This window comes from Streptomyces sp. NPDC087859 (genome assembly GCF_044742595.1).
Classification (GTDB): domain Bacteria; phylum Actinomycetota; class Actinomycetes; order Streptomycetales; family Streptomycetaceae; genus Streptomyces; species Streptomyces canus_F.
This window is the reverse complement of sequence record NZ_JBIUUU010000023.1, coordinates 1-25,278: the sequence shown is the minus strand read 5'-3', so window position 1 is coordinate 25,278 and position 25,278 is coordinate 1. Positions and strand designations below refer to the sequence as shown.

The following is a 25,278-nucleotide window of genomic DNA, read 5'->3' as shown; positions in this document are numbered from 1 at the left end:
GCCGCAGGACGCGCCCCGCCCGTCACCTCCCGGCATCGGCGAGCACCAAGTCGACCACGACCTCCAGGAGCACGTCGTCGACCGCCTCCCGGGTCAACAGCGGCCGCATGCGGGGCGGGCCTCTCAACGCCTCCGCCACCGGACTCCAATCGATACCTGGGCACAACTCGCCCCGCTGCTCTGCACAGTCGAGCACCACGGATCCGGTGGCGAAGCGGCGACTCCAGAACCGCTCGCGAGCCGGTCTACCCGGTGTGTGGGACCCCGTCGCAACGCGTGCACGGCTATCACTGGCGGACAGCCGCAGACGTGCCGGTCGATGAACGACGGACGGTGGTCCGTGGGCAACCACGAACTCGCCCAACAAGCAGCCGACTTCGCAGCCAAACGCGCTGCGATCGAACTCCCCGGCCACATTGCCGTGGCCGGCACAAGCCAGAGCACAGCGCAGAGCCTGACGCTGCACGACGGCGTCGTCACCACGCACTGCCACACAGTGCGCCGCAATACAGACCACACCTTCATCCGCGCCCCTCGCGGCCATCTAAATCTTCAGGCCGCCCGGCCGCCGCGGGCTGACGAATACGGTGCCGTCCTACGGAGGCGACCGGAGCCCTCCCGCCTGCCGCAGCCGTCTGAATCGCATGCTGCCGGACCGCCACGACCCCATCTATGCTCCGAACAGGGCCCTCACCCCTCAACGGGCCACGCGGCCGGCGACGGACTGTCGGCCCGCAGACATCGGCCTCCGGGCCGTAGCGAATATCCGGCCACTGTGAGCGGCTGGAGCCGCATCGCCGACAACGCAGCTCCAGCCCTTCGTCCTCCCCGCTCCGCTTCGAGCCCAGGGTGAACTCCCGCACACCCTGGGGAGGGTGGGAAGGACGGTCAGTGCGAGGCGGCGATGTGAGGGGAGCCAGCGCCGTTCTCGCACCACGCGGCCGCCGCCGATGCTCACCCGCATCCGGCGGCGGCCGTTAAGACAGCCAGCCCCGACTTCGCAAACCGGGTGGACCACGTCTGCACCCACCGGGCGATACCGGCCCCTGCCGTGCGGCGCACGGTGGTCGCCGTGCTGCGCTATCTGCTGCGTGCTCGCACGCGGGCGACCCCGTTCGGCCTGATCGCCGGCGTCGCGGCCGTACGAATAGGCACCGAGCCCGCGCTTCGCGTCGGCACAGGCATCGTTCTTCGGTGCCATGCCCAGCCGTGCACCCCCTATCTCTCCTCTCGATCAGTCGCCACCGGCTTTGTTCACGGGTAGCGATGGCGCCGCGCGTCGAGGGCGGGCTGCAGATGGGTGGATCACCTCACCCCGGTCCACCAAAAGTCCCCGGCCATCGCGTCGGAGCCCGAGCCGCCCACCAGGTCCGCTCAGGACAGCGTTTCGCACAGCTGGTCCAAGCTGTCGACGAAGCGCAGCGCCCGATCCGTGAAATCGTCGGTGAAGTCACCGGCGTCGAACCCGTTCATACGCGGGATGTCGTTCCAGCACGTGAGTACGGTCCTCTGAGCGTCGGAGAGCGGGGCGTTCTCGATGGTGCCGTCGAGTTCCGCCAGGGCGGCGCAGATGTCGCGGCGTACCTTTTCGACGATGTCGTACTCCGCCAGCAGTTCGTGATACCTGCTCTCCGCTGTGGGTTCGGTCCGGCGCGCGAGTAGGTCCTCCAGTTCCTTTCGATCCGGATACTCGGCGGCAAGCTTGAGTGTGCAGTAACTGTGCACCCCGGCGCGGAAGTCGCGAAATTCCTTCCGAGCGATGTCGTAGTAATCGTTGATCATCTGGCTGGACGGGATCACCGCGCGGTGCATGGCGTACAGGAAGTCCGCCATGAAATCCTGCCCGGTTTCCCGGAGTCCGGCCGCCCACGCCACACCCATGATGTTGTTCCGTTTGACGCAGTTGTCGAAGTAGCTGGGGATGTCCAGGTAATCCCCGGCGAATCTCCTGGCCTGGGCACGACTGAAGGTGAGGAGAGCGTCGGACATTGTCTCCGCATACGCGTCTCCGTACCTCTTGGCGAGGTCCTTGCGCAGCGACTCGACGGCTCCGGAAATGAGGGCAATGACATACGGACGGCCGAAGTGGCGGTGTGCGGTTGGGAATCCATAGCGCTCATCGCGGGAGTCGCCGATGTCATCGATCATGGTGCAGAGTGCGATATACATTTCTCCGACCAGCGCGAATTCTCTGGCCCGATCACTCCTGTCCGACATAAGAAATGGAATGACTGATTTGAATTTACGCCGGGGAGTGCTCCTGATCAACCAGGAGAAATCCGAAAGGTTCTCGATATCCAGCGTCTCGAGTACGGGGTCGAGATAGGAGTAGAACAGGTTGGAGAAGAGGTTGTCGACGATCGCCGAATACTCACTGACGCCCAGCTTCGCCGAGTTCTTCAGCCGGTGGTACGCAAGGGCCATGCCCGCTTCCAGCACGGTTCGCTCGGGAACCTCGTCGAGGGCGAAGAACCGGCACTCGACAATGCCCTTGTCGATACCCTGCTGGACCTGCCCGCCCACCACTCTGGCCCGGTAGGCGGTGGCCCGTAGCCCCTTCCTGTTGACAGTGCCGAACGGTGACTCGACGACGACCTCCAGACCGGTTTCGCCCAGGACCTTCCGCACCACCGCCTCATGATCGGACTCCCCCGGCCGGAGCGCGCCACCCGGCAGCGACCAGAGGCCGGCCATGTGGTCGACGTGATCGGCCCGGCGCACCATCAGGACACGGTCGCGCGGGTCCATCACCATTCCGCCAACGAAATTCAGCATGATGGATCCTTCTGCGTTGTGGTTAGCTAAGAATTCGCGTTCTGCTCTCCTGGCGTGCACTGATCAAAATGCCCGGTAGCTACGACTCGGTACTGACCTGACGGCCGGAGGCGTACCGGTCTTCCGCGTGCCTCAGTCGCCCCACGCCGGGGACGAAGCGCCCGACCTTGCCGGCGTAGCGGATGTAGTCCTCCCCATGCATGGCAACCAGATAAGGCTCCTCGACCAGACGCACCGTGACCTGCACGGAAACGACCGAACTGACAAAACCGGCGAGAGAGAAAAGGTTCGGCACCATTAACGCCATACCTGCACTCCCGGCCGCGAACCCGGCGAAAATGGGGTTTCGGACAAATGCGAAGAACCCGCCGACCACCAGCGATGTATGTTCCTCCCGGTCCACGCCTACGCGCCAGGAATCACCCATGTGGAATTGTGCCGCCACGGTGAAAGTGAGGGCGGCCACGGTGATCAACACTCCGGAAACATTCAGCGCCGTGTGATCGAGACTGGGAAGCGGGGAGAGCCCGAAAAGAGCCGCTATCGGCCCTGCGGCGACCAGAGCATTATTGAGGAGCACCAGTTGCTGGGACCACCACTGTGCGGAAACCCGCGGCGCCGGATCGTGTCGGTGCCCGGTATCCCGGGTGCGTTTCCATTGAACCCATGTGCGTAGCCCGAGCGTCAAAGCCGTACCTATGATGAACAGTGCTATCGCAGATATGACCATAGCATGTAAGGTACTGACGCAAGGCGCTCGTCCGCCAGGATGGGATACTAGATGTTGAGCCTTTTTCGACCTCGATTTGAGGCGTATTGAAACTCAGCCCAGATGCGCAGCCGCGAACATCGGCAGCACAGCAGGGAGCATGACCACCGAAGAACTGTCCCGTGAGTTATCGTTCTCCCGGTCCGGGTGCGTCCTGACGTCGCGGGGACCGGGCGCCTATCCGGCGAGCGTCCGCAAAGCGGCTGCCGACACCGGACGTGCCGCCGAGGACATCACCTCCGCACTGTCCGTCACGGTACGGATCGACGACGACAACGACAGTGGCCGTCGGGCCCTTCCAGGCGTTGTTCCTCCCTCAGGGCTGGGCGGGCGGAGGTTGCGTCTCCCGCAAGGTGAACGCCGCCTCCATCGTCCTCCCACAGGTCCTCCGACGTCAGCCCGTTCGAGGGGCGCGGCGGCCTTCACACCAGACGGCCGCAAGATCCGCGAGACGCCCGCCGCGAGTATCGCCAGCAAACGTGCCCCCGCCCGGCCCGCTAACTCCTTGACCACGGCCTTGACTTGCCTGGTCAGACGAGTGGTTCGCCGCTGGTACCGGTCGAGCACTCCGGGCACCTGCTCGCGGAAGGTATGTCGGCAGCCGCGCGTGGGGCACACCAGACGCCGCACCCGCACACTGACCACCACCCGCCTCCCGTCGACCGGCACGTCAGCCACAGTCCGCCAGTGGTAGCCATGCACCCGCCCCGACGACACCCATCACACCGGACACGGCGCCATGTCCAGCGGCGTCCGCGCCCGCACCACGATCCGCTCACCCTCATCGACCACATCGTCTATGACCAGCGGGCACAGACCCGAAAACACCATCTGGACAAGCGCGTTGACATCCCTCACGCCAATGTCAACGACGCGTCACGACGCTCCGTCACCACCGAATGTCAGACAGGGCCGTCAAATTGACACACCCGCGATCGTTCCTGGCGGCACCAGTAATGACCGTACGGCTCCCACTGCGGTCATGGTGACCGCGACCTCAAGTCGCGGTGTTTACACGGGAATCGCGGGCAACCGTAGGGTGGCCGATCCATGCCGGGATCGGGTCTGAGTGCGATCAGTCGAAGGAGAGACAGATGACCACGCAGTATGGCGACCGACCGACCGGGCAGCAGCCCCACGGTGCACCGCAGGGCACGGCGACCGGCAACGTGCTGAGCATCATCGCGATGGTGCTGGGTGTGATCTCGTTGCTCTTCTTTCCGATCGTCTTCGGTGTGATCGGCTTGATACTGGCCATCATCGCCAAGACCGTCCGGCACGAGCGGCTCGCCGTGCCCGCCCTCGTGGTCAGCGCTGTCGGCCTGATCGGCGGTCTGCTCCTCGGCGCTCTACTGGCTTAGTAGTGCAACGGTGCTTGCCGTGACTGCTGGCCAGCTCGGTTGTTGGTGTGGTTACGGGCGGGGACCTTGCTGGCGTCAGGTTGCGGGCGGGTGAACTGGACGCTCTGCATGGGCGGTTCGTGCACCGGTTCAACCGAGAGGAGCCGCGCCAGTCGGCGCTGGCCTACATGTGCGGGCTTGTGGCGCCACTGCAGCGCAAGAACGGATGGACGCTGGCAGAGGAAGCCGGGCACGCGGGTCCCGATCGCATCCACCGGCTGCTGAACCGGATCGAGTGGGACGCCGACGAGGTCCTGGACGACGTGCGCGACTACGTCGTCGAACATCTCGGAGACCACGATGCCGTCCTGATCGTCGATGACACCGGCTTCCTGAAGAAGGGCGTCCGCTCAGCCGGGGTGCAAAGGCAGTACTCCGGCACCGCCGGCCGCACCGAGAACAGCCGGATCGGGATGTTCCTCGCCTACGCCACAGATCGCGGACGCACGCTCATCGACCGACGGTTGTATCTGCCCACCTCCTGGACGGACGACCGGGAACGGTGCCGCCGGGCAGGCATCGACGACACCCTCACCTTCGAGACGAAGGTGGCCAAGGCGATGGTCCACCGGGCCCTCGCCGACCAGATCCCATTCGGCTGGGTGACGGCCGACGCCGCCTACGGCTTCAGCAAGGGCTGGCGGTTCGAACTGGAACAGGCGGACGTCTTCCACGTCATGGCCAACACCTGGCACGACACCGTCGTCACCCGCTGGGCCATCGACCACCCCGTCCACGACCTGTTCCCCGGCCTGCCGCGGCAGGAGTGGAAGCGTCGTTCCTGCGGCGCGGGAGCCCACGGCCGGGATATTCGACTGCGACTGGGACCACGTAGGCCAGGCCGACCGCCCGCAGTGCGAGATACCAGTCGTCGCTGACGGAGTAGGCGCAGTCGGCGACCACCGCCCGGCAGCCGATGCCCGCCTCCTTCCCCCGGACCGCGAGAGCGGCGGCCAGCTGCGGTTTCGTCCGGCAAGCCGGGTCGGACCGGCCGTGGGCGAAGTCGTGAGCGGGGTGTCAGGGGTGGCGTGCAGCGGGTCGTACACACGGCCGTCGGTCCACACCGTGCTCACCGTGACGATGCCGTTGTCCGTCTTGCCCAGCCGGCCCAGCCACTGCCGGCCCCCCTGCGCGGTGGCCGTGCCGTCCTTGCGGTCCCCGCAATCGTCGATCACGATGACCCCGCCCTCGTGCGGAGCCGTCGCCCACTGCTCACGCAGCAGTTCAAGCCGCCGATCAGTGACGACCGGCTCAGGAGTCGGTGGTGACCCCCGGGCGCCGCGACCCGGGACACGCGGACGGTCACGTTCCCCTCACCGGCGACAGGAGGCTCACCGCGCGGGTGTGTCGAGGGACGCCAGGTGGGCTTTGGGTAGCCGGCCGTGGATGCCCTTGACTCCGTCCACCACCTGGGAGACGTGGAAGTCGGCGGCTGCGCTGAGGTAGGCCAGGGCGACGTGGCCGGGGATGCGATAACGGTCGGCGAGCAAGGTCAGGGCGTCGCGGACGGCGTGGCGCATGGCCTCGTCGAGGTCAGGGTCGAGGCCGAGGACGAGGTGTTCGGTCTCGGTCTCGGCAAAGGGGGCGCGCAGGCGAGCGGCCAGTGCGCGGGTGGCGGGGTCGGTGTGCAGGGTCAGCCGCAGGGTGGCTCGCAGTGGGGCCTCGAACGCGGTGAGGGCCACCTCTCCGTCGCCCTGGGAGAAGTGCGGGTCACCCGCATAGAAGAGGGCACCGGGGACCTGGACGGGGAGGCAGAGACGGGCTCCGGTGCCGAGGTGGCGGACGTCGAGGTTGCCGCCATGTGGGCCGGGCGGCACGGAGTGCACGACGGCCTTGGTCGCAGGAGCCACGCCCATGATGCCCAGGAAGGGGCGCAGCGGGAAGGAGAGGTGGCGGCCGTCGCCGACCGGCAGCCGACCGAGACCGTCGGGACCGACGGTGGCCACCAGGCTGACCGCGGGAACGGGAGCGCCAGCGGGCCATCCGGCCGGGATCTGGGGGTATTCACCCGGCAGAGCGCCCTTGCCGTGGCGGTTGCTGATCACTCCGTACGGGGCTCTGCGGCGCAGACGCAGGACCTCGACCTCCAGGACGTCGCCGGGGCGGGCGCCACGGATCGCGACCGGGCCGGTGACCACATGCGGGCCGTGGACGGCGGAGTCGTGCTCGCGGGCGGAGGCGGCCAGTTCGACGGTGTCGTGCAGCAGACCGGCCGCGGGAATGCCGGCGGCACCGAAGAAGGCGCCGGGATCGCGGCCCTGGTCGGCCAGGATCCCCTCGTGGCTGATCGTGTCGAGGGTGACCGTGTCGCCGGAGGCGACGGTCAGCACAGGCTCGGCGGTGGCGTTGGGCAAGTGTCCCCAGTGGATGAGCTTGGGGTCGGCGGTCAGATAGTGGTCGCCGTCGACGGGGCCATGGCCGGGTTGGAGCAGGTTCAGCACGGTTCACCCGCCGCGGTCTCGAGTTCCCGGCTCAGGGTGTCGGCGGTGAGGGTGAAGCCGAAGCACTGGCGCACGTTGTACAGCGTGGCGTCCATGCAGAAGGGCGGGGAGGTCGTCGCGGTGGCGTCCTCGACGAGCAGGACGTCGTAGCCGAGGTTGGCCGCGTCCATGAGGGTCGCCAGGACGCACTGGTCGGCGTTGACGCCGGTGAACAGCAGGGTGTCGACGCGCAGGTTGCGCAGCACGCTGTCGAGTTCGGTGTCCTGGAAACCGCTCATCCGGTACTTGGCGATGTGCAGGTCCTCGTCGGCGGGCTTGAGTTCGTCGACCACGGCGGCCGACGGGCTGCCCCGCTCCAGTACCCGGCCGGCGCCGGAGGCCAGCGGAGCGCCGATGCCGACGCCGCGGCCGTCGGGGTCGTAGACGTGCAGCACGCCGGGCGGCAGGTTGGCGCGGTCGGGGCGGTTGCCCCAGTTGAGCCAGATGACGGGGACCCGGGCGGCTCGCAGCCGGGGCAGCAGGTCGGCGAGTACGGGGATGGGCGCGCGGGCGGGGGTGATATCGACGCCGATGGAGGCGAGCCAGCCGTCGGGGTGGCAGAAGTCGTTCTGCATGTCGACGACGATCAGGGCGGTGGCCGCGAGATCGAAGGTCACTGTCCGGGGCAGTGCCTCGGTGGTGACGAGGTGGGGCGGGCGGGCGGGGCGCGCCAGGCGCACGCCCTCTGCGTCCGCCTGCCAGCTGTTGCGGGTGTTGGGGCCGATCAGGCCGCGAGTCGGGCTGAGCAACTGATGCTCCTTCATACGGCAGCTCACAAGGGCGACTTCATACGACGGCCAGGTCCAGCAGCGCCTCGTCCGTGCCGCGGGCCCCGACCAGGCAAAGGCCCACCGGCAGTCCGCGCACCCGCAAGCGCGGCAGGACCACCGCGGGCAGCCCGGCCAGGGAGGACAGGCAGGTCAGGCGCAGGGTGGCGGCCCGTACGGCCTCCACCTCGGCCTGCGGGGCATCGACGAACGGGGCGGGGCTGCTGCTCGCCGGGAGCAGCAGGGCGGTGCCCGCAGGCACGGTGGCGTCGAGGCGGGCGCGCGCCTCGGCCAGGGTCGCCTCGGCGGCGGCCAGGCCATCCGGCGGGACGTCCCGCCCGGCGGCGAACCTCGTCTCGATCTCCGGGGCGAGAGCACCCGGGTGCTTGTCGATCCAGGTGCCGTGTTCCCGCCATGCCTGGGCCGCCTGCACCGTCCGGAAGGCGGCGAGCCAGTCGTCGAGGTCGTCGGTGGCGGTCACCCGGCCCACGGGAAGGCCGGTACGCAGGGCCAGCGCCCGGCAGGCCGCCGTGAAGGAGGCCTGGACCTCGGGCTCGGCAAGGGTGGTGAGCCGGTCGTCGACGACCAGCCGGTGGACTGGTTCCGGGTCCGTGCGCGGAAGCAGGGCCCTGGCGGCCGTACGCAGTACGCCAGGGTCGCGGGCCAGGAGTCCTGCCGTGTCGAAGGCGGGGGCCAGCGCGAGCAGACCGCCGGCCGGTACGGCCGCGTGGGTGGGACGCCAGCCGTACAGTCCGCAGTAGGAGGCGGGGACGCGGATGGAACCCGCGGTGTCCGTGGCCAGGCCCAGGTCTGCCCAGCCGTGGGCCACGGCGGAGGCGGGGCCGCTGCTGGACCCGCCGGGGATGCGGCCGGGGGCGGCGGGGTTGGCCGGGGTGCCGTAGTGGCTGTTGGTGCCGGCCAGGCTGAAGGCGAGTTCGTCGGTGTGGGCGATCCCGGTGACCTCGGATCCGGCGTCCAGCAGGAGACGTACGGCGTCGGCGTGCTCCTGCGCCACCGGCGCCTCGGCGAGCCAGGCCGGATTGCCGGCCCCGGTCCGGTGTCCGGCGACGGCGAAGAGGTCCTTCACCGCGACCCTGACGCCGGTCAGCGGGCCGTTCTGCGCTCCCGCGACCAGCGGTTCGCCGGTCACCCGCCACACCGACGCGGCGCCGGAGGGACCGTGTTCGGCCGCGGGCGGCCTTGTGGCGCTGACGTGGGCGGCCCGGATCCGCCAGCCGTCCCCGCCGCGCTGCCAGACCTGGGTCTGCAGTCCGCGTGAGCCGTCGGCGCGCAGGGTCTCGGCGGTGAGGACGGCGAGGTCCGGGGCCAGCCGTACCTCGTGGACCCGTTCGACCGTGCGGGGCGGGGCGCCGCCGGTACGGGTGCGCCGGAAGCCCGAGATCGCCTCATGTCCGGTCAGGACGATGTCGCCTTCCGCCCGCAGGGTGTCGGGGGCGTCGCTGAACCAGTGGTCGAGGGCTGCCAGGTCGTTGGCGGTCAGGGCCGCTTCGTACGACCAGAAGGCGCTCAGCAGTTCGTCGGGCATCAGGCGGTCGCTCGCAGTACGGCGAGGTCCTGGTCGTCGAGGGCGGCGAGCGGGCCGCGTTCGATCAGATCGGCGAAGCCCTCGTCGGGGGCCATGATCGTGAGGGTGTAGAGGCGTTCGGTGGTGGAGGTGTTGGTGATGCGGTGTTTGGAGCCGACGGGGAGGACAAGGACGTCGCCCGGGGCGAGGTCCCGCTCGTGTTCATCGCTGGCGGCGCGGCCCTGGCCGGCCAGGACGACGAAGGTCTCCACGGACTCGGGGTGCCAGTTGAGCGGCTGGGCGCCACCTGGTTCCCAGACCTCGAAGACGACGGTGGTGGGCGAACCGTCGCGGGGGCCGGTCAGGACGGCCAGCTTGACGGTGTCGCCCGCGGTGATGTGGTGGGCTGTGATCTCGCGCAACGGCTTGTGCAGCGGGGGGACGGACATGGCGGGTGAACTCCTGGGCGGTGTCAGGGAGCTGGGCTGAAGCGGGCGCACTCGCGCAGGGCGGCGGCCGCGTTGGCCACGGCGGTCTCGACGAGTTTGCGGCCCAGTTCGGGGGTGGCGTCGGTGGGATCGCCGATCACGCCCGTTCCGGTGGCGAAGTCGTCGCTGGTCCAGCCGAACGCCACCCGCTTGCCGAAGCCGATGTGCTCGTAGGCGGTGAGGTGTTCGGGAACACTGCGCCGGGCCAGGCTCATGTCGACCAGGTCCGGGTGGAGATGAAGCATCGCGGAGGTCTCGTTGAGGCCGCCGTGCACGCCGAGGCCCAGCTCGCCGGCCGGGGACGTACCGCCCTGGTCGGCGGGGAGGGAGGCGTGCAGCAGGAAGGTGAACAGGCCGTGTTTGACGCGCAGTTCGCGCAGCGCGACGGCCAGCAGAGCACTGTTTCCGCCGTGCGCGTTGAGGAAGGCGAGCCGGCGCACGGGGCCGGTGGCCAGGGCACGGCCGAGGTCGTCGAGGACGGCGAACAGGGTGCTCGCGCTCAGCCACAGCGTGCCCGGATGCCAGGCGTGTTCGTCGGACTTGGCGTAGGACAGACCGGGCAGCAGGGTGATGTCGCAGTCCTCCCCCGCCGCCCGCGCGGCCCCCTCCGCGACCGCTTCGGCCATGAAGTGGTCGGTGGCGACGGGCAGATGGGGTCCGTGCTGTTCGATCGCGCCGACCGGGAGGACGGCGACGGTGTCCGGGGACAGGCCGGTGACGGCTGGTCCGCTGAGTTCGGTGAAGCGGGTGAAGGCCATGGGGGTTGCCTCTCAGGCCGTGGGGAGGTGGCCGGGGTTGAGCAGGCCGAGCGGGTCGGTGGTGCGGGCGGTGGCGCGGACGGTGTCCAGTCGCCGGTCGACGTACCAGTTGTGCACGTCGTGCACCCGGACGCCCAGGGCCTGGAGGGCGGCGATACCGGCGTAGACGGTCTTCTCGTCCTCGTAGGGGGCCATCAGCATGCCGACCGTTCCGGTGCGCATTCCCTCCAGGTGGAGCAGGGTGCCGGGGAAGACGGCCTTGACGGGAGCCGGATCGCCGAGGAGCACGTCGCCGCCGATCTCCAGGTGGAAGTAGCCGTCCTGGGCTTTCATCAGGTGGTACGTAGGGTGGTTGAAGGACAGGGAGCTGATCAGTGCGGGGCCCTCCGGGGCGGGGCGGACGTCCAGGACACGTCCGCCGTGCCGGGCGAACAGTTCGCGGGCGTCGGCGACGGCCTCCTCCTCGACGATGGCGCGGACGCTCAGCGCGGCCGGGTCCAGTGCCGCGTCCGGCGCGAACGTCTCGACCAGGCCCGCCTCGTCCAGTGACACCAGCCGCGGGGCCGGTTCCAGGCGTACGAGGTCGGCGAGTGCGCCGGTGGCCGCGGCCCAGGTGTCGAAGGCGGTGAACAGGCCCGTCCAGGCGCGGGCCCGCTGGAGACTGACGGTGGCGGTGGCCAGGACGCCGGTGGTTCCGTAGGCGTGCAGGTACGGCACGCAGTCATCGCCCCGGAAGGTGACGGGGGTGGCGTCGGCCGTGCAGGGCACGACTGTCACCTCCCGCACGAAGCCGTCGGCGTTGGTGCCGTACACCAGGGAGCCGGTGCCGCCGTTGCCGCCGGAGAGGAAGCCGCCGAGCGTGGTGCCGAAGGTGGACGGGAACATCCACAGCTCCTGGCCGCGCGTACGGGCGTGCGCCTCCAGGTCGGACATCTTCGCCCCGGCCTCGGCGGTGATCCAGCCGTCGCCCGCGTCGAGGATCCGGTCGCAGCCGGTGAGGTCCAGGACCGCGCCGCCGTGCAGCGGGATGGCCTGGCCGTAGTTGCCGGTGCCTTTGCCGCGTGGGGTGAGGGGCACCCGGTGGCGGTGGGCGAGGGCGAGGAGCGCGGGCAGTTGGCCGTGGTCGGCGGGGCGGAGTACGACTTCGGCTCGTCCGGCGTCGGGCAGTCTTTCGGACAGGATCGGGGACATGTGGGCCCAGTCGCGGGAAGCCTTGTCCAGTACGGCGTCGTCCTGGATCACGGCGTCCGCGCCGAGGAGGGCGGCAGCCTCGGCGCAGAACGCTGCGATGCCGGGAGTGGCCTGAGCAGTGGCCTGGGCGGCGACCTGCGGTGTGCTCTCGGCGACGAGTTCGGTGAGCCGGCGCAGTTCGGCGGCGGGGAGCATGGCGGTGGTGGGGTCGCCGGTCATGAGGTCTTCATTCCGATCGAGGTATCGATGAACTGGTTGGTGGCGAGCTTGTCCGCGGTCAGGGCGGCGGGCACCGTGGCGCCGCTGCTGGTGATCAGGGGCTTGAAGGTGGTGAGCGAGCTCTTGACCCGTGCCATGTCGAAGCCGCCCACGCTGCCGTCGGCCTCGTTGCCGAGGACGCCGAGCTTCACCATCTCCTCGGCGGCGTACACGCCGGTGTTCTTGGAGTAGACCCAGCCGGTGTTGTACTGCGTCACGAGGTCGTTGACGAGGTCCAGGGCGCGGCCGGGGTCGGCGGCGTAGTCGGCGGTGGACTTCTGGATGATCGGAACCAGCTTCTTCAGGCAGGGGCTGAGCTTGGTCAGCTCGCCGCTGCGGACCGAGATGGCCTCGGGATAGACGGAGTAGCCGACGTCCGACAGGAGCTGGTACTTCACCGGCTTGCCCCAGGAATTGATCTCGTGCTCGTAGATATACGGCTCGGCGGTGGCGAAGCCCTGCATGGCGATGGCCGGGTCGGACACGAACCGGGACGGCGATCCGTCGTAACTGGTGTCGATCTGCCCCTTGTTGATGAGTCCCTTGTCGACGAGCAGTTCCGCGTAGGTGGCGCCCTCACTGGTGACGACCTTGACGTCGGACTTGCCGATGTCCGCGATCGTCTTCCAGTCCGGGTGCGTCTTCGGGTCCCACATCAGCATCTGCGGGCTCTTCTTCATCAGCGCCGCCACCGCGGTGACGGGCTGCTTGGCAGCGGCCACGATGGCGTCGTCCGTGGTGACCGTGCCGAGGGTGATGGACTTGTCGACGTACATCTGGGAGGCAACGCTCTGGTAGCCGATCGCCGAGCCGCCGGCCCGGACCTCGATCTTGACGCCGGTGTCCTGGCCGTCGATGACGAGAGGGCCGGTCACCCGCTTCTTGTCGGTGTCGACGGTGTAGCCGGGGCCGACCAGGTTGTAGAGCGGGCCGTGTTCGGCCTCCGGCTCCCAGTCGATCTGCAGGACGACGGTCTTGGGGCAGATCCCCGCGAGCCGATCCGCGCTCGGCGCTGCCGCCAGTTTCTCGGCGGAGCCGGTGGAGGTCTGCGCGCCGGCGCCGCAGGCGCTCAGCGACACAAGGGCAATTGCGGAGGAAAGGTAGGCGACGCAGGCGCGTCTGCTGACAACGGACATGGCGAACTCCGGGGAGAGGGAAGCGCGGTGAGGGAGAGAGCCAGAGGAGTGGAGCAGCGTGAGAGGGAGACGGGGCCGATCAGTGCTCGTCGGCGGCCGAGGCGTGCCAGGAGCCGACGAGCATCCGGCCGAGGAGGGTGAAGACGGCAAAGACCGCGACGCCGAACAGGGAGGCGAGCAGGATCGCGGCGAACAGGTCCTCCGACTGGAGGCGGGCGCGGTAGACGTCGAGCAGGGTGCCGATGCCGGGGCTGCCCTGCTTGAAGAACATGTCGCCGACGATCGCGCCGATCACGGACAGGCCCGACGAGGTGCGCAGCCCGGTGAAGATCGCGGGGAGGGCGGCGGGCAGTTCGAGCTTGCGCAGGCGTGCCCAGCGGCCCGCCTTCTGCAGGGTGAACAGGTCGTGATGGGCCTGGTCGACGGACTGGAGCCCGAAGAGGGTGTTGCTGATCATCGGGAAGAGCGCGATGATCACGCACACGATGACCCGGCTGGTGAAGCCAAAGCCGAACCACATCCCGAGCAGCGGCACGATGGCCAGGATGGGCACGGTCTGCAGCACGACGGCGTAGGGGTACAGGAGCCGTTCCAGCAGGCGGGTCCTGCTCATCACGACGGCGGTGCCGATGCCGATGAGTGCCGCGATCAGCAGGCCCACGAGGGCCACCTGGGCGGTCAGTCCCAGGGCCTGGAGCATGGGTTGCAGGTGACTCCAGTCCAGGAAGGAGACGGTGAGCACCTGGTGGGGCGGCGGCACGAGGAAGCGGCGGTCGGGAGAGAGGGCGAGGTAGCTGACGGCGTACCAGACGCCGACGGCCAGTGCCAGTGAGGCGACCGGCATCAGCCGGGCGGCCCGTCGGCGTCGGACGGGAGCGGTGGAGACGGTTTTCCGGACGGTGGAGGCCGGCGCCGCCTCGGCGGCCGGGGCGGTGGAGGCGGTGGCGCTCATGGGGCATCTCCTCGCAGTGCGGCGGAGACCTCGCCGGCGATCCGTGCGAATTCGGGTTCGTAGCGCAGCTCGGCCGGGCGGGGATGAGGGAAGGGGACCTCGAAGGCGGCAGTGATCCGTCCGGGCCGCGCGGACATCACGATCACCCGGGTGGCAAGGAAGACCGCCTCGGAGACGGAGTGGGTGATGAACAGCCCGGCGAAGCCCTGCGCGGCGAAGATGCGCTGGAGTTCCTCCTGCATCCGCAGCCGGGTCATCTCGTCCAGGGCGCCGAACGGTTCGTCGAACAGGAACAGCGAGGGGTGGGTCATCAGGGCGCGGGCGAGGGAGACACGCATGCGCATACCGCCGGAGAGCCGACGGGGCAGCTGCTTCTCGAAGCCCTCCAGGCCGACCAGCCGCAGCGCGTCCAGCGCCGCCGCGCGCCGCTCGCCCCTGGCCGCTTTGCCGAGTTCGGCGGGGAGTTCGACATTGGCGAGGACACTGCGCCAGGGCAGCAGCGTGGCGTCCTGGAACACGTAGCCGACCGAGTCGTCCGCCGTGCGGACGGTGCCGGCGGTCGCGGTGTCGAGGCCGGAGGCCAGACGCAGCAGGGTGGACTTGCCGCAGCCCGAGGGTCCGACGACCGCCACGAACTCGCCCGGGGCCACGGACAGGGACACGTCCGCCAGGGCGGTGGTGCCGTTGGGGAATTGCTTGTGGACGCCGTCGAAGCTCAGCGCCGTCTGCAGTGCGACCGGCATGTCATTACTCCTCATCCGGTACGGCAGTGAATGTTGATAGCATGAACATTGATTGTTTCCGGGTCGTATCGACGCAAGGCGCGTCTCCGTTACGTCAGTGGGGCCTCAGTACAGTTCCCGCACGACCGTGGTGCGGCTGACCACCCGCCCGGCCCGGATCACCACACGGTCGGGACTCGCCGCCCCCAGCGCCTCCGACAGGGACGCGCCGCGCACCGCCAGCAGATCGGCCAAGGCACCCTCGTACGGTCCGGCCTCCGGCAGCCCCAGGACCTCCCGCGCGCCGCTCGTCACCGCGTGCACGGCCTCGGGCGGGCTGAGATGACCCGCCGCCACCAGCAAAGCGGCGGTCTCCAAGGGATCGCCACGGCCCACGGGGTTGAACGGGTCGCGCACGTTGTCACCGCCGGCCGCGAGGCGTACGCCCGCGTCCAGCAGGACGCGTACGGCCGTCAGGCCGCGTGGGGTGGCCGACGGGTGGCCACGGCCCTGGAGATAGAGGTTCGTGAGAGGCAGCGCGACCACTCCGATGCCGGCCTGGGCGACCTCCTTGGCCACCTTCTCGGCCTCCTCCGGCTCCATGACCCCGAGGCTCACACAGTGCCCGGCGGTCACTGGTCCGGAAAATCCATGCCGGTGGACAGCGGCCGCGAGCAGTCGCAGGTCCTGGGAGGCCGGGTCGAGGTTTTCATCGGCATGCAGATCGAGGCCGACGCCGTACTCGTCCGCCAGCCGCACCGCACGCTCGACCGCGGCGCCCGGATCATCCGTCAGATGGGGGCAGCCGCCCAGCAGATCGACACCCAGAGCGAGCGCCTCGCGCAGCAACGGCTCCGGTGCGTCACTGTGCAGGACGGCGACCTGCACCGTCACCCGACCGCGCACCTCGTCACGCAGCCGCAGCAGGGCGCGCAGTCCGCGCAGCGGGTCGTCTCCGGGCAGGAGATCGGCATGGGTGCGCACGGCCGTGACGCCGTTCGCCACCAACTGGTCGAGGGCCCGGCGGGCACGTTCGGCGACATCGGCCTCGTCGACCTGCTCGGCATAGGCCCGCCAGGCGGCCACGGCCGAGGGCAGATCGCACGGCGGGGCGCCCACGCGGTCCCAGGTCAGAGCCTTGTCGAGGTGGGCATGCGGCTCGGCGGGGGCGGGCAGCAGGAGGTAGCCGGACAGGTCGAGTTCGTCCGGGCCGACGGGCAGGGAGCCGGCCGGGGCGACCCGGCGCACCAGGCCGCCCTCCAGCAGCAGGTCGCACACGAGACCGTCGGGGAGCCGGGCTCCGCGCAACAACAGAGGTGGGATCACGGGTGCACCGCCGGGGTTTCGTCGAGCACGGTGAGCACCGCGAAGCCGTCGAAGTCGTGGCGCCATACGGCGGTGCCGAACATGTCGGCCCACCTGCCCGGGCGGGTAAGGCCGTCCCGGACCCGCTCGAACGCCTCCGCGACGCGGGAGACGAACTCCGCGCTCTCCCGGTGGCGCAGATTGTGTCCGAGCAGCGCGGTGGCGACCGGCAGTTCGGCCAGGCGCCGGGTGGAGTCGGCGAACGCGGGGACGTCGGCGCCGGGAATGTGGGCGAAGAAGGTGCCGCTGATCAGGGTGTCCCCGGCGAGCAGCAGTCCGGTCTCGGGCTCCCACAGGCAGATGCCGTCCGGCGAGTGCCCGGGGGTGTGCAGGACGTGCAGCCGGCGCCCGCCGAGGTCGAGTACATCTCCCTCGTGCAGCAGGCGGGTGGGCCGCACGGCCTCGATCCGCCAGTGCGTCAGTTCGGGCACCGGACGCACCTCGATGCGCGAGTCGGTGAGGAAGAAGCCCGCCGTGTCCAGGGCGTGGAGCTCCTCGTACCGCTCGCGCAGGCCGCGCGCGATGTGCGCGTAGGACTCCAGCCAGTCGCGCGGGGCCGGCGAGCCGTGCAGATCGGCGCCGGCGGTGTGGGCCGCGAACTCCTTGGCCTCGCCGACCAGGGAGGCGTTGCCACCCCGGTGGTCGTAGTGATGGTGGGAGTTGACCACCAGCAGGGGCAGACCGGTCAGCGCGCGGACCTCGCGGCCGATGTCGCCGATGCCCATGCCGGTGTCGTAGAGCAGGGCGAGTGAGTCGCCCACGACCAGGTAGCTGTTGACGTGGCCGGGCTCGGCGATGAGGTGCACGCCGGGGCCGGTCTCCCGTGCGGAGAACCAGCCCGGGCCGGGTGTCATGCCGCACCGCCGAGCGCGTGGTAGCTGCGGCCCGCATAGACCAGGCAACCGGCCTCGGCGCCGACGCCCCGCAGGACCTTCTCGACACTTGCGATGATCAGCCGGTGGTCGCCCGCCGGCACGTTCCGCTCCACCCGGCAGACCAGCATGTGGGTGGTGTGCGCGGTGAGCAGGGGCAGGCCGTCGGAGCCTTCGTCCCAGGCCAGCCCGGCGAACCGGTCGGGCCCGCGCGCGGCGAACCGGCGCGAGACGCCTTCACCATCGGCGTGCAGGACGTTCAGCGCGAACCGGCCCGCGGCGAGGAGAAGCGGCAGGGTGCGGCTCGCCCTCCCCATCCCGATCGCGAGCATCTGCGGATCCCGGCTCAGGCTCATCACAGCCGTGCTGGTGAATCCGGCCGGACGGCCGTCGGCCGCTGTCGTCGTGACGACGCACACTCCGCCGGCCAGGGCGGACATGGCATCGAGGAAGTCCGCATCGGAGGATTCGGAGGGATCGGACGGAGGGGTGACAGTCTGAGGTGGGGTGACCGCAGGCATACGGACTCCGGGCGTCGGGGACGAGGAGACGGCCACGAATGCGATAATGTTCGTGCCATCAACATTGAGCATACGGAGACGGTGTTTCACGGGGGTAAAACATCTCCGCGTCCGCACCTCGACACCCGAACACCGTCGCCCGCGTCGCCATTAGGATCTCCCTATGCCGGTTCAGCCCTCCCCCGACCCCGCGCCGCCGCCCACCACCCCGGGCATGCCCGGATCTACGACCCCGGCAGCCGAGGCCCCCAACGACACCGCCCTGCGCACCGAACTCGGCGCCGCCATCCGGCGGTTGCGCAAGGAACGCGGCCTGACCCTGGTCCAGCTCGCCAAGCTCGCCGGCCTCTCCCACCCGTTTCTCAGTCAGCTCGAACGGGGGCTGACCCGGCCGAGCATGCCCTCGCTGCACCGCATCGCCCGCGCCCTCGACACCACCCAGCAGGCGCTGTTCGTCCAGGCGGTGACCCCGGCCACCTCGGCCGAACCCGGCAATGCGATCCGCGTGACGCGCGCCGCAGACGAAGACGGGGCGTCCGTGGCCAACAACGGCGGCGTCGCCCGCATGCTCGGCACCGCCCCGCTCCAGCTCCACCCGGTCGAATACCGGGGAATGCACGCGGACTTCCAGGACTACTACGAGCACCCCGGCGACGAGTTCCTCTACGTCGTGGACGGCGAGATCGAGGTCGAACTGAGGACACCAACCGGTCACCGCATCGAACACCTGGGCCCCGGTGACAGCCTCACCTACCCCGGCGGCACACCGCACCGCTGGCGCGCCTTCGGCGACCGCGAGCGCGTCCGTATCCTCGCAGTCCAGAACGCGCCGGGCGCCGACGGCCGACGAGCCGCCGACCGGGCCGCACAAGAACTCCCGCACGGCGAGTGAGCGCCGTTAACCGGGGCGACACCGCTGCACGCGGCATCGGCGGCGAGGGGCACGGTCGCCCGGCGTTCGGGCCACGCAGCTCGATGACAGCGTTGAGCCGGCCACTCCCAGAGGTCGATCACCCGGGTTACCTTGCCGTGCTCGTGCCGACGCCATGCCCCTCGCTGGGAGTCCTGTCGATCGATCTCACCAGCACAGCCGCCTAGTGCGCGTCCCCTTGGTGCCCACCCACCGGACGCACAACTACCGCCCCGAACAGTCGCTCAGCAGTCGAGGGTCACCCCGGGCCCGGCGATCCGGGCCAGGCAAGCACGCATCTGACGGCCTTCCGTCCTCTGCCGGGAGGAGAGGAAGACGTCACCCTGGTCGACCGAGCCATCCACCTCGAGGATGCGGACTCGGCACAGTCCGCATTCGCCGCGCAGGCAGTCGTACATGATCTCCACACCCGCCTCCTGAAGGGCGTCCAGCATGCTGGTGCCGACCGGCACTGAAGTTTCCCCTCCCCCGGCATCGCCCCCACCGGGACAGCCGCCCCCGGCGCGGGCCACGCCGACAGATACCGACGCTTCCTGGATGCCTTGGAGCTGCACTTTCGCGAACTGCACCACGCTGCGGATTACGCCGAGTTGCTCGGCTGCTCGGTCCGCACCCTGAGCCGTGCCGCCCGCGACGCCACCGGCAAGGGAGTACGTGAACTCATCGACGAGCGGCGCCTCCTGGAAGCCCGGCGCCTGTTGGGAGCAGCCCGGTGGGACGCCCGGGCCGTGGCCGGCCGCAGGGGCTTCACCGACCCCGCGAACTTCGGCCGCTTCTTCCGCGACCGCACCGATTTCACCCCGGCCACCTTCGCGGCCCGCACAGCCAGGACCGACGCGTGACGGAAACGCGGCGCAGGCCCCTTGCCCATCAGGAGGAGACGGCTCCCGGCGCGGTCAGTCTGTGGTGAAGCTGGACAGCATCGCGGCCGGGAGGCGGCTGCCTGCCGAGCCGTGGGGAAGGATCTCGGTGATGCGGGCCAGATCGGTGGCCGAGAGCTGGACGTCGGTGGCGCCGGCGTTCTCCTCGAGGCGCTTGGTGCTGCGGGTGCCGGGAATGGGCGCGATGTCCTCGCCCTGGGCGAGCAGCCAGGCCAGCGCGAGCTGGGCGGTGGTGATGCCCTTGGTGTCGGCCAGATTCTTGAGCTGTTCGGTGGCGCGCAGGTTGTACGTGTAATTCTCGCCCTGCCAGCGCTCGTCCCAGCTGCGCATGTCGTCCGCGGGATACTCGCTCGCGGGCTTGACCTGGCCGGTGAGGAAGCCGCGGCCGAGCGGGGAGTAGGGCACCAGGCCGATGCCGAGTTCCCGCAGAACGGGAAGGATCTTTTCCTCGACCTCCCGCTCGAAGAGCGAGTACTCGTACTGGAGCACGGAGACCGGGGTGACGTCGTGGGCGCGGCGGATGTACTGGGGGCCGACGTTGCTCAGGCCGAAGTGCTTCACCTTGCCCTCGGCGATCAGTTCGCCGACCACGCCGGCGACCTCCTCGACCGGAACGTCGGGGTCGGAGATGTGCTGGTAGAAGAGGTCGATGTGGTCGCTCTGCAGGTAACGCAGGCTGTTCTCGGCGACCTTGCGGATGTTTTCCGGGCGGCTGTTGTAACCGGGGCTGTGCAGCGGGGCGGTCATGTCGAAGCCGAACTTGGTGGCGAGGACCACCTCGTCGCGGAAGTCCTTGACCGCCTCGCCCAGGAGGATCTCGTTGCTGCCGGTACCGGCGCCGTACAGCTCGGCGGTGTCGAAGAAGTCGATCCCGAGTTCGTGGGCGCGGCGGATGGTCGCGATGCCCTCGTCGTCGTTTGAGGCGCCGTAGGCCATGGACATGCCCATGGTCCCCAGGCCGAGCGCCGAGACGCGCAGACCCTGAGAGCCCAGATTGCGGTGCTGCATGAGTTCACTCCTCAGTGTTTCGCCGGCTTCACCCCCAGGGGCCAAACCGAACTGTTCCGTTTGACTCTACGCGCCGATCGCCCAGATACCAAACCAAATAGTTTGGTGCTCTATCCTGGGGTCATGTCCCAGTCCCGCGACTCCGGCCAGACAGCAGCGCCCGCCCCCGCCAGCGACACCACGCGCGAGCGCATCCTCGCCGCTGCCATGGAGGAGTTCGCCCGCCACGGCATCGCCGGCGCGCGCGTGGACCGCCTCGCCAAGCTCGCCAAGACGAGCAAGGAACGCGTCTACGCCTACTTCCGCAGCAAGGACGCGCTCTATGCCGACGTCGCCGCACGGGAGCACGCCGTCATCGCCGAGGCCACCCAGCTGGACCCTTCCGACCTCCCTGGCTATGCGGGCCGCCTGTTCGACTACTTCGTCGCCCGTCCGGACCACCACCGCCTGATCACCTGGGGCCGCCTCGAACTGCCGGGCACCACAACGGCTGCCGACGATCACTCCCAGGCATTGATCGCCCGCAAAATCGACCAGCTCCGCCAAGCGCAGCAGGCCGGACAGCTTGATCCCGCCTGGGACCCGGCCGACGTCCTCGCCCTGGTCAACCAGATCGCCACGACCTGGGTGGCACAGCCCGAACACAGCGAGGCCGCCGCCGCACACGCCGTGGACCCCACCACCGCCGCCCGCCGCGCCGCGGTGGTGACCGCTGTCGAGCGGCTTTTCCCTCGAGCACGCTGAGGTCGCCCGGACCGGCGGCAGCCTGCTCGAACATGACCGAAACGGTGCCGGCCGCCGTTGCCGCTGCCCATGGGCGCATCCTGCTGACGCATCAGAGCTCCTGGCCAGGGGAACAGGTGCCTGGTGGGGCAGGCACGGGCGCCCCTTACGCCTCACGCGGTGTCAGGATTTCGTGCTCACCGGCGCTTACGTTGTCGGCCCTCGCGCATCGGGAGTGGTTGGTTGTCGTTTCTCGGTTGCCCGGGTCTCAATCGTCCAGGACGACGACGTGCTTGCCCGGCGTGGTGCCGGACTCGACGTCGGCCTGGGCGTCTCGGACCTGTTCCAGGCCGTGGTAGACCTTCGCGACCGGGACGTTGAGGCGTCCTGCGGCGATGGCCTGGAGCTGGTGGGCGAAGACGTCGGCCGGGAGGTCGGCGGCCTCACCGCCGTAGGAGGTCAGCCGCACCCCGCCCGGGATCATGAACGGGCTGAAGTCGGGGATCGTCCACTGGCCCGCCAGGGCTCCGGTGAAGCAGACCGTGCCGTGCGGGCGGACGGTGCGGAGGGTGTCGGCGAGGACCGAGCAACCCACCAGTTCCAGTGCGGCGTCGACACCGTCCGGCACCAGCTCGCGCACCTGGCCGACGATCGTGCCGTTGTCGACGAGGGGATGGTCCACGCCCGCAGCCCCCAGTTCCCCTGCCCTGTCCGGGCTGCGGGTGGTGGACAGCACGGTGACTCCGAGGTCCTTCGCAATCGTGGCCGCGCTCAGCCCGACCGTGGAGGTGCCGCCGCGGATCAGCAGCGTCTGCCCAGCCCTCAGGTCCAGGCCGCGGGTCAGCGATCCGTAGGCGGTCTGGAACATCTCCGGCAGCGCACCGACGACCTCCCACGGCAGACCGGTCTCGAACGGGATGACCTGCGCCGCGGGGACGGTCACGTACTCGGCGTACGCGCCGTCGTACGAGCGGCCCATGCCACCCATCATCGTGGCCACCTGCTGCCCCGGCCGCAGGCCGCTGTCCTCGTCGGCGTCATCGACCACGCCGACGCCCTCGATGCCGGGCACACGCGGGTAGCTGACCTCCGCGTCCGACTCACCCTTGCGGGTGGTGACCTCGGACTCGTTGACGCCGAACGCTTTCACCCTGATCCGCACCCAGCCGGGCTTGCGTACGGGCACCGGCACATCCTTGATCTCCAGTGCGTCGAGACCGCCGGGCCTGGTGACGACGACGGCCCGCATCGTCACCGGTGCGGCGCCGCCGGCTGCTGCTGTCGGTTGGCTCATTCCGAGTGCCTCACTCCGTGTTGTCCCTGCGTTGTTCCGTGTCGCCCGCCGGCCGTCAGGGGCGGGCGATGCCCTCCCACAGGTCGAGGGCCGCCTGGTAGTGGGCATTTGCCTCGAAGGGAAGGTCACCGACGCTGCCCGAAGTGAGCCGGTCCGTGACGGCGGGCCACAGGCGCGACTCCTCGCCGGTGGCGAAGTCGAGGACGATGTCGCGGATCCGCGTGTCCCGCTCGGCCTGTTCGGCGCTGCGGCCCGGCCTGTCCTGGCCGACGAGGGCGTACATCTCGGTGCCGTGCACCGCGGGCGCGCCCGCGGCCGGCCCGATCATCAGGAGATGGGCGTTGCCACCCGCCGCGGCATGCGCCAGAGCACCCCGAGCGGCGGGGAGCCCGAAGAGGTAGTCCGCCATGACCGCGGCGCGGACCTCGGCCGGGGTACGGCCGCCCTGGTCGTAGGCGTCGACGATCTTCTTCGCGCGGGAACGGGAAATACGCCACCCCGCGACCTCGTCGACGACCTGGTCGAGGGTGTGCGGGTCGAACCGGTCGAGGTCGTTCGCTACCCACCACCCCATGTCGTCACTCGCCATGCTCAGAAGCACGTCGACATCGCGGTGCGCGCCCGAGGCAAGGACGTCCATGGGATGGGCGTGCACCACCGCCCCGGGCTGCCCGAGGTCCAGGACGACGCCGGTGGCCTTGTTGTCCACCCCGCCGCGGACTCCGAGGTCCGTCGGGGCGACCTTGCTCAGGGCGGCCACCAGGGAGGCCGTGTCGAGGTCGAGCAACTTGTCGGGGTTGTCCGCGACGCCGAGTTCGGTGACGAACCGGTGCGCGAGCTCCTCGGCCCACCAGGCCGGGATGCTGCGCGCGGGCCCGCCGGAGAACCCGGCCAGGCGCCGGTACAGGCCGTCGGCGGAGGCGGCGCCGAGCAGCCCGAAGGTGGCATAGGCGCCGCCGCTGTGGCCGTAGACGGTGACGTTGTCGGGGTCGCCGCCGAAGTGGGCGATGTTCTGCCTGACCCAGGTGAGCGCGGCGATGATGTCCTGCAGGAAGAGGTTGCTGGTCTCGGCGAGTTGCCCGCCGTACTGAGAGAGCGAGAGTGCGCCCAGTGCGCCGAGCCGGTAGTTGATCGACACGCTCACCACACGCCCTGTCACGGCGAGACCGGAGGCGTTGGAGGTGATCTGTGTGTTGGCGCCGTACTCGAATCCGCCGCCGTGGATGTACACGGTCACCGGGAGCGCCTTGTCGGCCGGCTGCTCTGGGGCCCACACGTTCAGGTTCAGGCAGTCCTCGCCCATCCCGCTGTCCGCTTCGAGCCAGTCGCCGCTGTCGGGCTGGACAGAGACGACGCCCTTGCGGTCATAGGGTCGGTCTGGATCGAAGTCCGCGACCACGGGGCGGCGATACCGCTCGGCGGTGGCGTATGGGATCCCCCACCAGGACCGCACCCCTGGTGCGATGGAGGCCTTGGGAACGGAGTCGGTCATCGGGTCTGTCCTTCGTGGATACCCCGGCCTTCAGGCCGGGGAGGAAACGAAGCTCCTGCGGAGCAGGGCAGGAAAGGCCGGTTCGCCGCCAGGGCGGACCGGCGTGCGCCGTCCACCGGCCGACACCCGCTGCTCTCACGGAAGTTGATACGGTGTGAGGCGTGACGCGGCAGGCCAAGCGGGCGTTCAAGTACCGCTTCTACCCCACGAGCGAGCAGGCGGCTGAGCTGTCCCGCACGTTCGGCTGCGTCCGCCTCGTCTACAACAAAGCCCTGGAGGAACGCACGCGGGCCTGGTGCGGCGAGCAGCGCCGGATCTCCTACGTGCAGTCCTCCGCCGCGCTCACGGCATGGAAGAAGACTGGGGAACTGGCTTTCCTGGCGGAGGTGTCCTCGGTGCCGTTGCAGCAGGCGCTGCGGCATCTGCAGACGGCGTTCGGGAACTTCTTCGCCCAGCGCGCCAAGTACCCGCGCTACAAGTCGCGGAAGAAGTCGCGTGCGTCGGCCGAGTACACCCGCAGCGCTTTCACGTGGCGCAACGGACAGCTGACTTTGGCGAAGATGGCCGAGCCGTTGGATATCCGCTGGTCGCGTCCGCTGCCTGAGGGGGCGGAGCCGACCACGGTGACGGTGTCCCGGGATGTGGCGGGTCGCTGGTTCGTGTCCCTGCTGTGCGAGGACCACATCGCCCTGGCCGCCGCCACCACGAACGTGGTGGGCCTGGACGCCGGGATCACCTCTCTGGTGACGCTGTCCACCGGGGAAAAGGTCGCCAACCCCCGGCATGAGCGGCGTGACCGTGCCCGTCTCGCCACGGCGCAGCGTGAGTTGTCGCGCAAGGCGAAGGGCTCCAACAACCGGGAGAAGGCCCGGCGGAAGGTCGCCCGGGTGCATGCGCGGATCGCCGACCGGCGCCGGGATTTCCTGCACAAGCTGTCGACTCGACTCGTCCGCGAGAATCAAACGGTCGT

24 protein-coding genes and 5 pseudogenes are annotated in these 25,278 nt (G+C 69.6%); 7 read left to right on the top strand and 22 right to left on the bottom strand.

The genetic code is table 11. The features are described 5' to 3' along the window. Positions 1-22 precede the first annotated feature (22 nt). A complete protein-coding gene (locus tag ACIOHP_RS41630) occupies positions 23-196 on the bottom strand; it encodes a TetR/AcrR family transcriptional regulator C-terminal ligand-binding domain-containing protein (protein ID WP_401895664.1) in 174 nt (57 codons plus the stop codon). A gap of 774 nt (positions 197-970) precedes the next feature. Here ACIOHP_RS41630 and ACIOHP_RS41625 point away from each other — a divergent pair. Further along, positions 971-1,264: pseudogene (locus ACIOHP_RS41625) on the top strand (lantibiotic dehydratase); the annotation flags it as partial. Between the two features lie 110 nt (positions 1,265-1,374). Here ACIOHP_RS41625 and ACIOHP_RS41620 read toward each other — a convergent pair. The 3 genes and pseudogenes from ACIOHP_RS41620 to ACIOHP_RS41610 all read right to left on the bottom strand — a co-directional run. Beyond that, positions 1,375-2,775, bottom strand: coding sequence for an NUDIX domain-containing protein (locus tag ACIOHP_RS41620; protein ID WP_401895663.1), 1,401 nt, complete (start codon positions 2,773-2,775; stop codon positions 1,375-1,377). Positions 2,776-2,854: 79 nt separating this feature from the next. After that, on the bottom strand, positions 2,855-3,505 hold the full coding sequence (locus tag ACIOHP_RS41615) for a methyltransferase family protein (protein WP_401895661.1): 651 nt from the start codon (positions 3,503-3,505) through the stop codon (positions 2,855-2,857). Between the two features lie 483 nt (positions 3,506-3,988). After that, positions 3,989-4,375: pseudogene (locus tag ACIOHP_RS41610) on the bottom strand (transposase family protein); the annotation flags it as partial. Between the two features lie 263 nt (positions 4,376-4,638). Here ACIOHP_RS41610 and ACIOHP_RS41605 point away from each other — a divergent pair. Continuing rightward, on the top strand, positions 4,639-4,905 hold the full coding sequence (locus tag ACIOHP_RS41605) for a hypothetical protein (RefSeq protein ID WP_328491558.1): 267 nt from the start codon (positions 4,639-4,641) through the stop codon (positions 4,903-4,905). Between the two features lie 47 nt (positions 4,906-4,952). Continuing rightward, positions 4,953-5,756, top strand: a pseudogene (locus tag ACIOHP_RS41600) (IS701 family transposase); the annotation flags it as partial. On the opposite strand, the gene ACIOHP_RS41595 reads toward ACIOHP_RS41600, so the two are convergent. The 14 genes and pseudogenes from ACIOHP_RS41595 to ACIOHP_RS41530 all read right to left on the bottom strand — a co-directional run bounded on the left by ACIOHP_RS41595 (position 5,650) and on the right by ACIOHP_RS41530 (position 17,898). Beyond that, positions 5,650-5,901: a hypothetical protein gene (locus ACIOHP_RS41595; protein WP_401895911.1), complete on the bottom strand. Its 252-nt coding sequence runs from the start codon at positions 5,899-5,901 to the stop codon at positions 5,650-5,652. The pseudogene ACIOHP_RS41600 and the gene ACIOHP_RS41595 sit on opposite strands and share 107 nt — an antisense overlap. Before the next feature lie 137 nt (positions 5,902-6,038). Continuing rightward, positions 6,039-6,119: pseudogene (locus ACIOHP_RS41590) on the bottom strand (hypothetical protein); the annotation flags it as partial. A gap of 156 nt (positions 6,120-6,275) precedes the next feature. Continuing rightward, a complete protein-coding gene (locus ACIOHP_RS41585) occupies positions 6,276-7,385 on the bottom strand; it encodes an acetamidase/formamidase family protein (protein ID WP_401895660.1) in 1,110 nt (369 codons plus the stop codon). Next, positions 7,379-8,173 carry a cysteine hydrolase family protein gene (locus ACIOHP_RS41580; protein ID WP_401895658.1) on the bottom strand — a complete coding sequence of 265 codons (795 nt, stop codon included), beginning with the start codon at positions 8,171-8,173 and terminating at the stop codon, positions 7,379-7,381. Before ACIOHP_RS41580 ends, ACIOHP_RS41585 begins: the two co-directional genes overlap by 7 nt. Before the next feature lie 37 nt (positions 8,174-8,210). Beyond that, on the bottom strand, positions 8,211-9,737 hold the full coding sequence (locus tag ACIOHP_RS41575; RefSeq protein ID WP_401895657.1) for an amidase: 1,527 nt from the start codon (positions 9,735-9,737) through the stop codon (positions 8,211-8,213). Then, entirely contained in the window at positions 9,737-10,165 is a 429-nt protein-coding gene (locus ACIOHP_RS41570; protein ID WP_401895655.1) for a cupin domain-containing protein, read from the bottom strand. The genes ACIOHP_RS41575 and ACIOHP_RS41570 overlap by 1 nt, the downstream gene beginning before the upstream one ends. Positions 10,166-10,188: 23 nt before the next feature. Then, positions 10,189-10,962 carry a creatininase family protein gene (locus ACIOHP_RS41565; protein WP_401895654.1) on the bottom strand — a complete coding sequence of 258 codons (774 nt, stop codon included), beginning with the start codon at positions 10,960-10,962 and terminating at the stop codon, positions 10,189-10,191. 12 nt (positions 10,963-10,974) lie between these two features. Beyond that, positions 10,975-12,372: an FAD-binding oxidoreductase gene (locus ACIOHP_RS41560; RefSeq protein ID WP_401895652.1), complete on the bottom strand. Its 1,398-nt coding sequence runs from the start codon at positions 12,370-12,372 to the stop codon at positions 10,975-10,977. Continuing rightward, entirely contained in the window at positions 12,369-13,490 is a 1,122-nt protein-coding gene (locus ACIOHP_RS41555) for a hypothetical protein (RefSeq protein ID WP_401895650.1), read from the bottom strand. The genes ACIOHP_RS41560 and ACIOHP_RS41555 overlap by 4 nt, the downstream gene beginning before the upstream one ends. Before the next feature lie 136 nt (positions 13,491-13,626). Then, positions 13,627-14,499: an ABC transporter permease gene (locus ACIOHP_RS41550; RefSeq protein ID WP_401895648.1), complete on the bottom strand. Its 873-nt coding sequence runs from the start codon at positions 14,497-14,499 to the stop codon at positions 13,627-13,629. Then, complete coding sequence (locus tag ACIOHP_RS41545; RefSeq protein WP_401895646.1) at positions 14,496-15,242, bottom strand: ABC transporter ATP-binding protein; 747 nt, start codon at positions 15,240-15,242, stop codon at positions 14,496-14,498. Before ACIOHP_RS41545 ends, ACIOHP_RS41550 begins: the two co-directional genes overlap by 4 nt. 105 nt (positions 15,243-15,347) lie before the next feature. Then, the gene (locus ACIOHP_RS41540; protein ID WP_401895644.1) at positions 15,348-16,547 is read right to left on the bottom strand and encodes an amidohydrolase family protein; all 1,200 of its coding nucleotides are present in this window, start codon (positions 16,545-16,547) and stop codon (positions 15,348-15,350) included. Beyond that, a complete protein-coding gene (locus tag ACIOHP_RS41535) occupies positions 16,544-17,440 on the bottom strand; it encodes an MBL fold metallo-hydrolase (RefSeq protein ID WP_401895642.1) in 897 nt (298 codons plus the stop codon). Before ACIOHP_RS41535 ends, ACIOHP_RS41540 begins: the two co-directional genes overlap by 4 nt. Further along, a complete protein-coding gene (locus ACIOHP_RS41530; RefSeq protein WP_401895641.1) occupies positions 17,437-17,898 on the bottom strand; it encodes a flavin reductase family protein in 462 nt (153 codons plus the stop codon). Before ACIOHP_RS41530 ends, ACIOHP_RS41535 begins: the two co-directional genes overlap by 4 nt. Positions 17,899-18,142: 244 nt before the next feature. On the opposite strand from ACIOHP_RS41530, the gene ACIOHP_RS41525 reads away from it, so the two are divergent. Beyond that, on the top strand, positions 18,143-18,871 hold the full coding sequence (locus ACIOHP_RS41525; RefSeq protein ID WP_401895639.1) for a helix-turn-helix domain-containing protein: 729 nt from the start codon (positions 18,143-18,145) through the stop codon (positions 18,869-18,871). 263 nt (positions 18,872-19,134) lie between these two features. On the opposite strand, the gene ACIOHP_RS41520 is transcribed toward ACIOHP_RS41525, so the two are convergent. Continuing rightward, complete coding sequence (locus tag ACIOHP_RS41520; RefSeq protein WP_401895636.1) at positions 19,135-19,362, bottom strand: 2Fe-2S iron-sulfur cluster-binding protein; 228 nt, start codon at positions 19,360-19,362, stop codon at positions 19,135-19,137. A gap of 12 nt (positions 19,363-19,374) precedes the next feature. Between ACIOHP_RS41520 and ACIOHP_RS41515 the strand changes: the two are divergent. After that, positions 19,375-19,752 (top strand): annotated as a pseudogene (locus tag ACIOHP_RS41515) (helix-turn-helix domain-containing protein); the annotation flags it as partial. 54 nt (positions 19,753-19,806) lie between these two features. On the opposite strand, the gene ACIOHP_RS41510 reads toward ACIOHP_RS41515, so the two are convergent. Beyond that, complete coding sequence (locus ACIOHP_RS41510) at positions 19,807-20,799, bottom strand: aldo/keto reductase (protein WP_401895635.1); 993 nt, start codon at positions 20,797-20,799, stop codon at positions 19,807-19,809. Positions 20,800-20,922: 123 nt separating this feature from the next. Between ACIOHP_RS41510 and ACIOHP_RS41505 the strand changes: the two genes are divergently transcribed. After that, positions 20,923-21,543 (top strand): TetR family transcriptional regulator, encoded by a 621-nt coding sequence (locus tag ACIOHP_RS41505; RefSeq protein WP_401895633.1) that lies wholly within the window; start codon positions 20,923-20,925, stop codon positions 21,541-21,543. Positions 21,544-21,790: 247 nt separating this feature from the next. On the opposite strand, the gene ACIOHP_RS41500 is transcribed toward ACIOHP_RS41505, so the two are convergent. Beyond that, entirely contained in the window at positions 21,791-22,816 is a 1,026-nt protein-coding gene (locus ACIOHP_RS41500) for an alcohol dehydrogenase catalytic domain-containing protein (protein WP_401895631.1), read from the bottom strand. Between the two features lie 55 nt (positions 22,817-22,871). Continuing rightward, positions 22,872-24,308 (bottom strand): carboxylesterase family protein, encoded by a 1,437-nt coding sequence (locus tag ACIOHP_RS41495; protein WP_401895630.1) that lies wholly within the window; start codon positions 24,306-24,308, stop codon positions 22,872-22,874. 161 nt (positions 24,309-24,469) lie between these two features. Here ACIOHP_RS41495 and ACIOHP_RS41490 point away from each other — a divergent pair. Further along, the coding region (locus ACIOHP_RS41490; protein WP_401895628.1) for an RNA-guided endonuclease InsQ/TnpB family protein at positions 24,470-25,278 on the top strand (809 nt) is incomplete at its 3' end.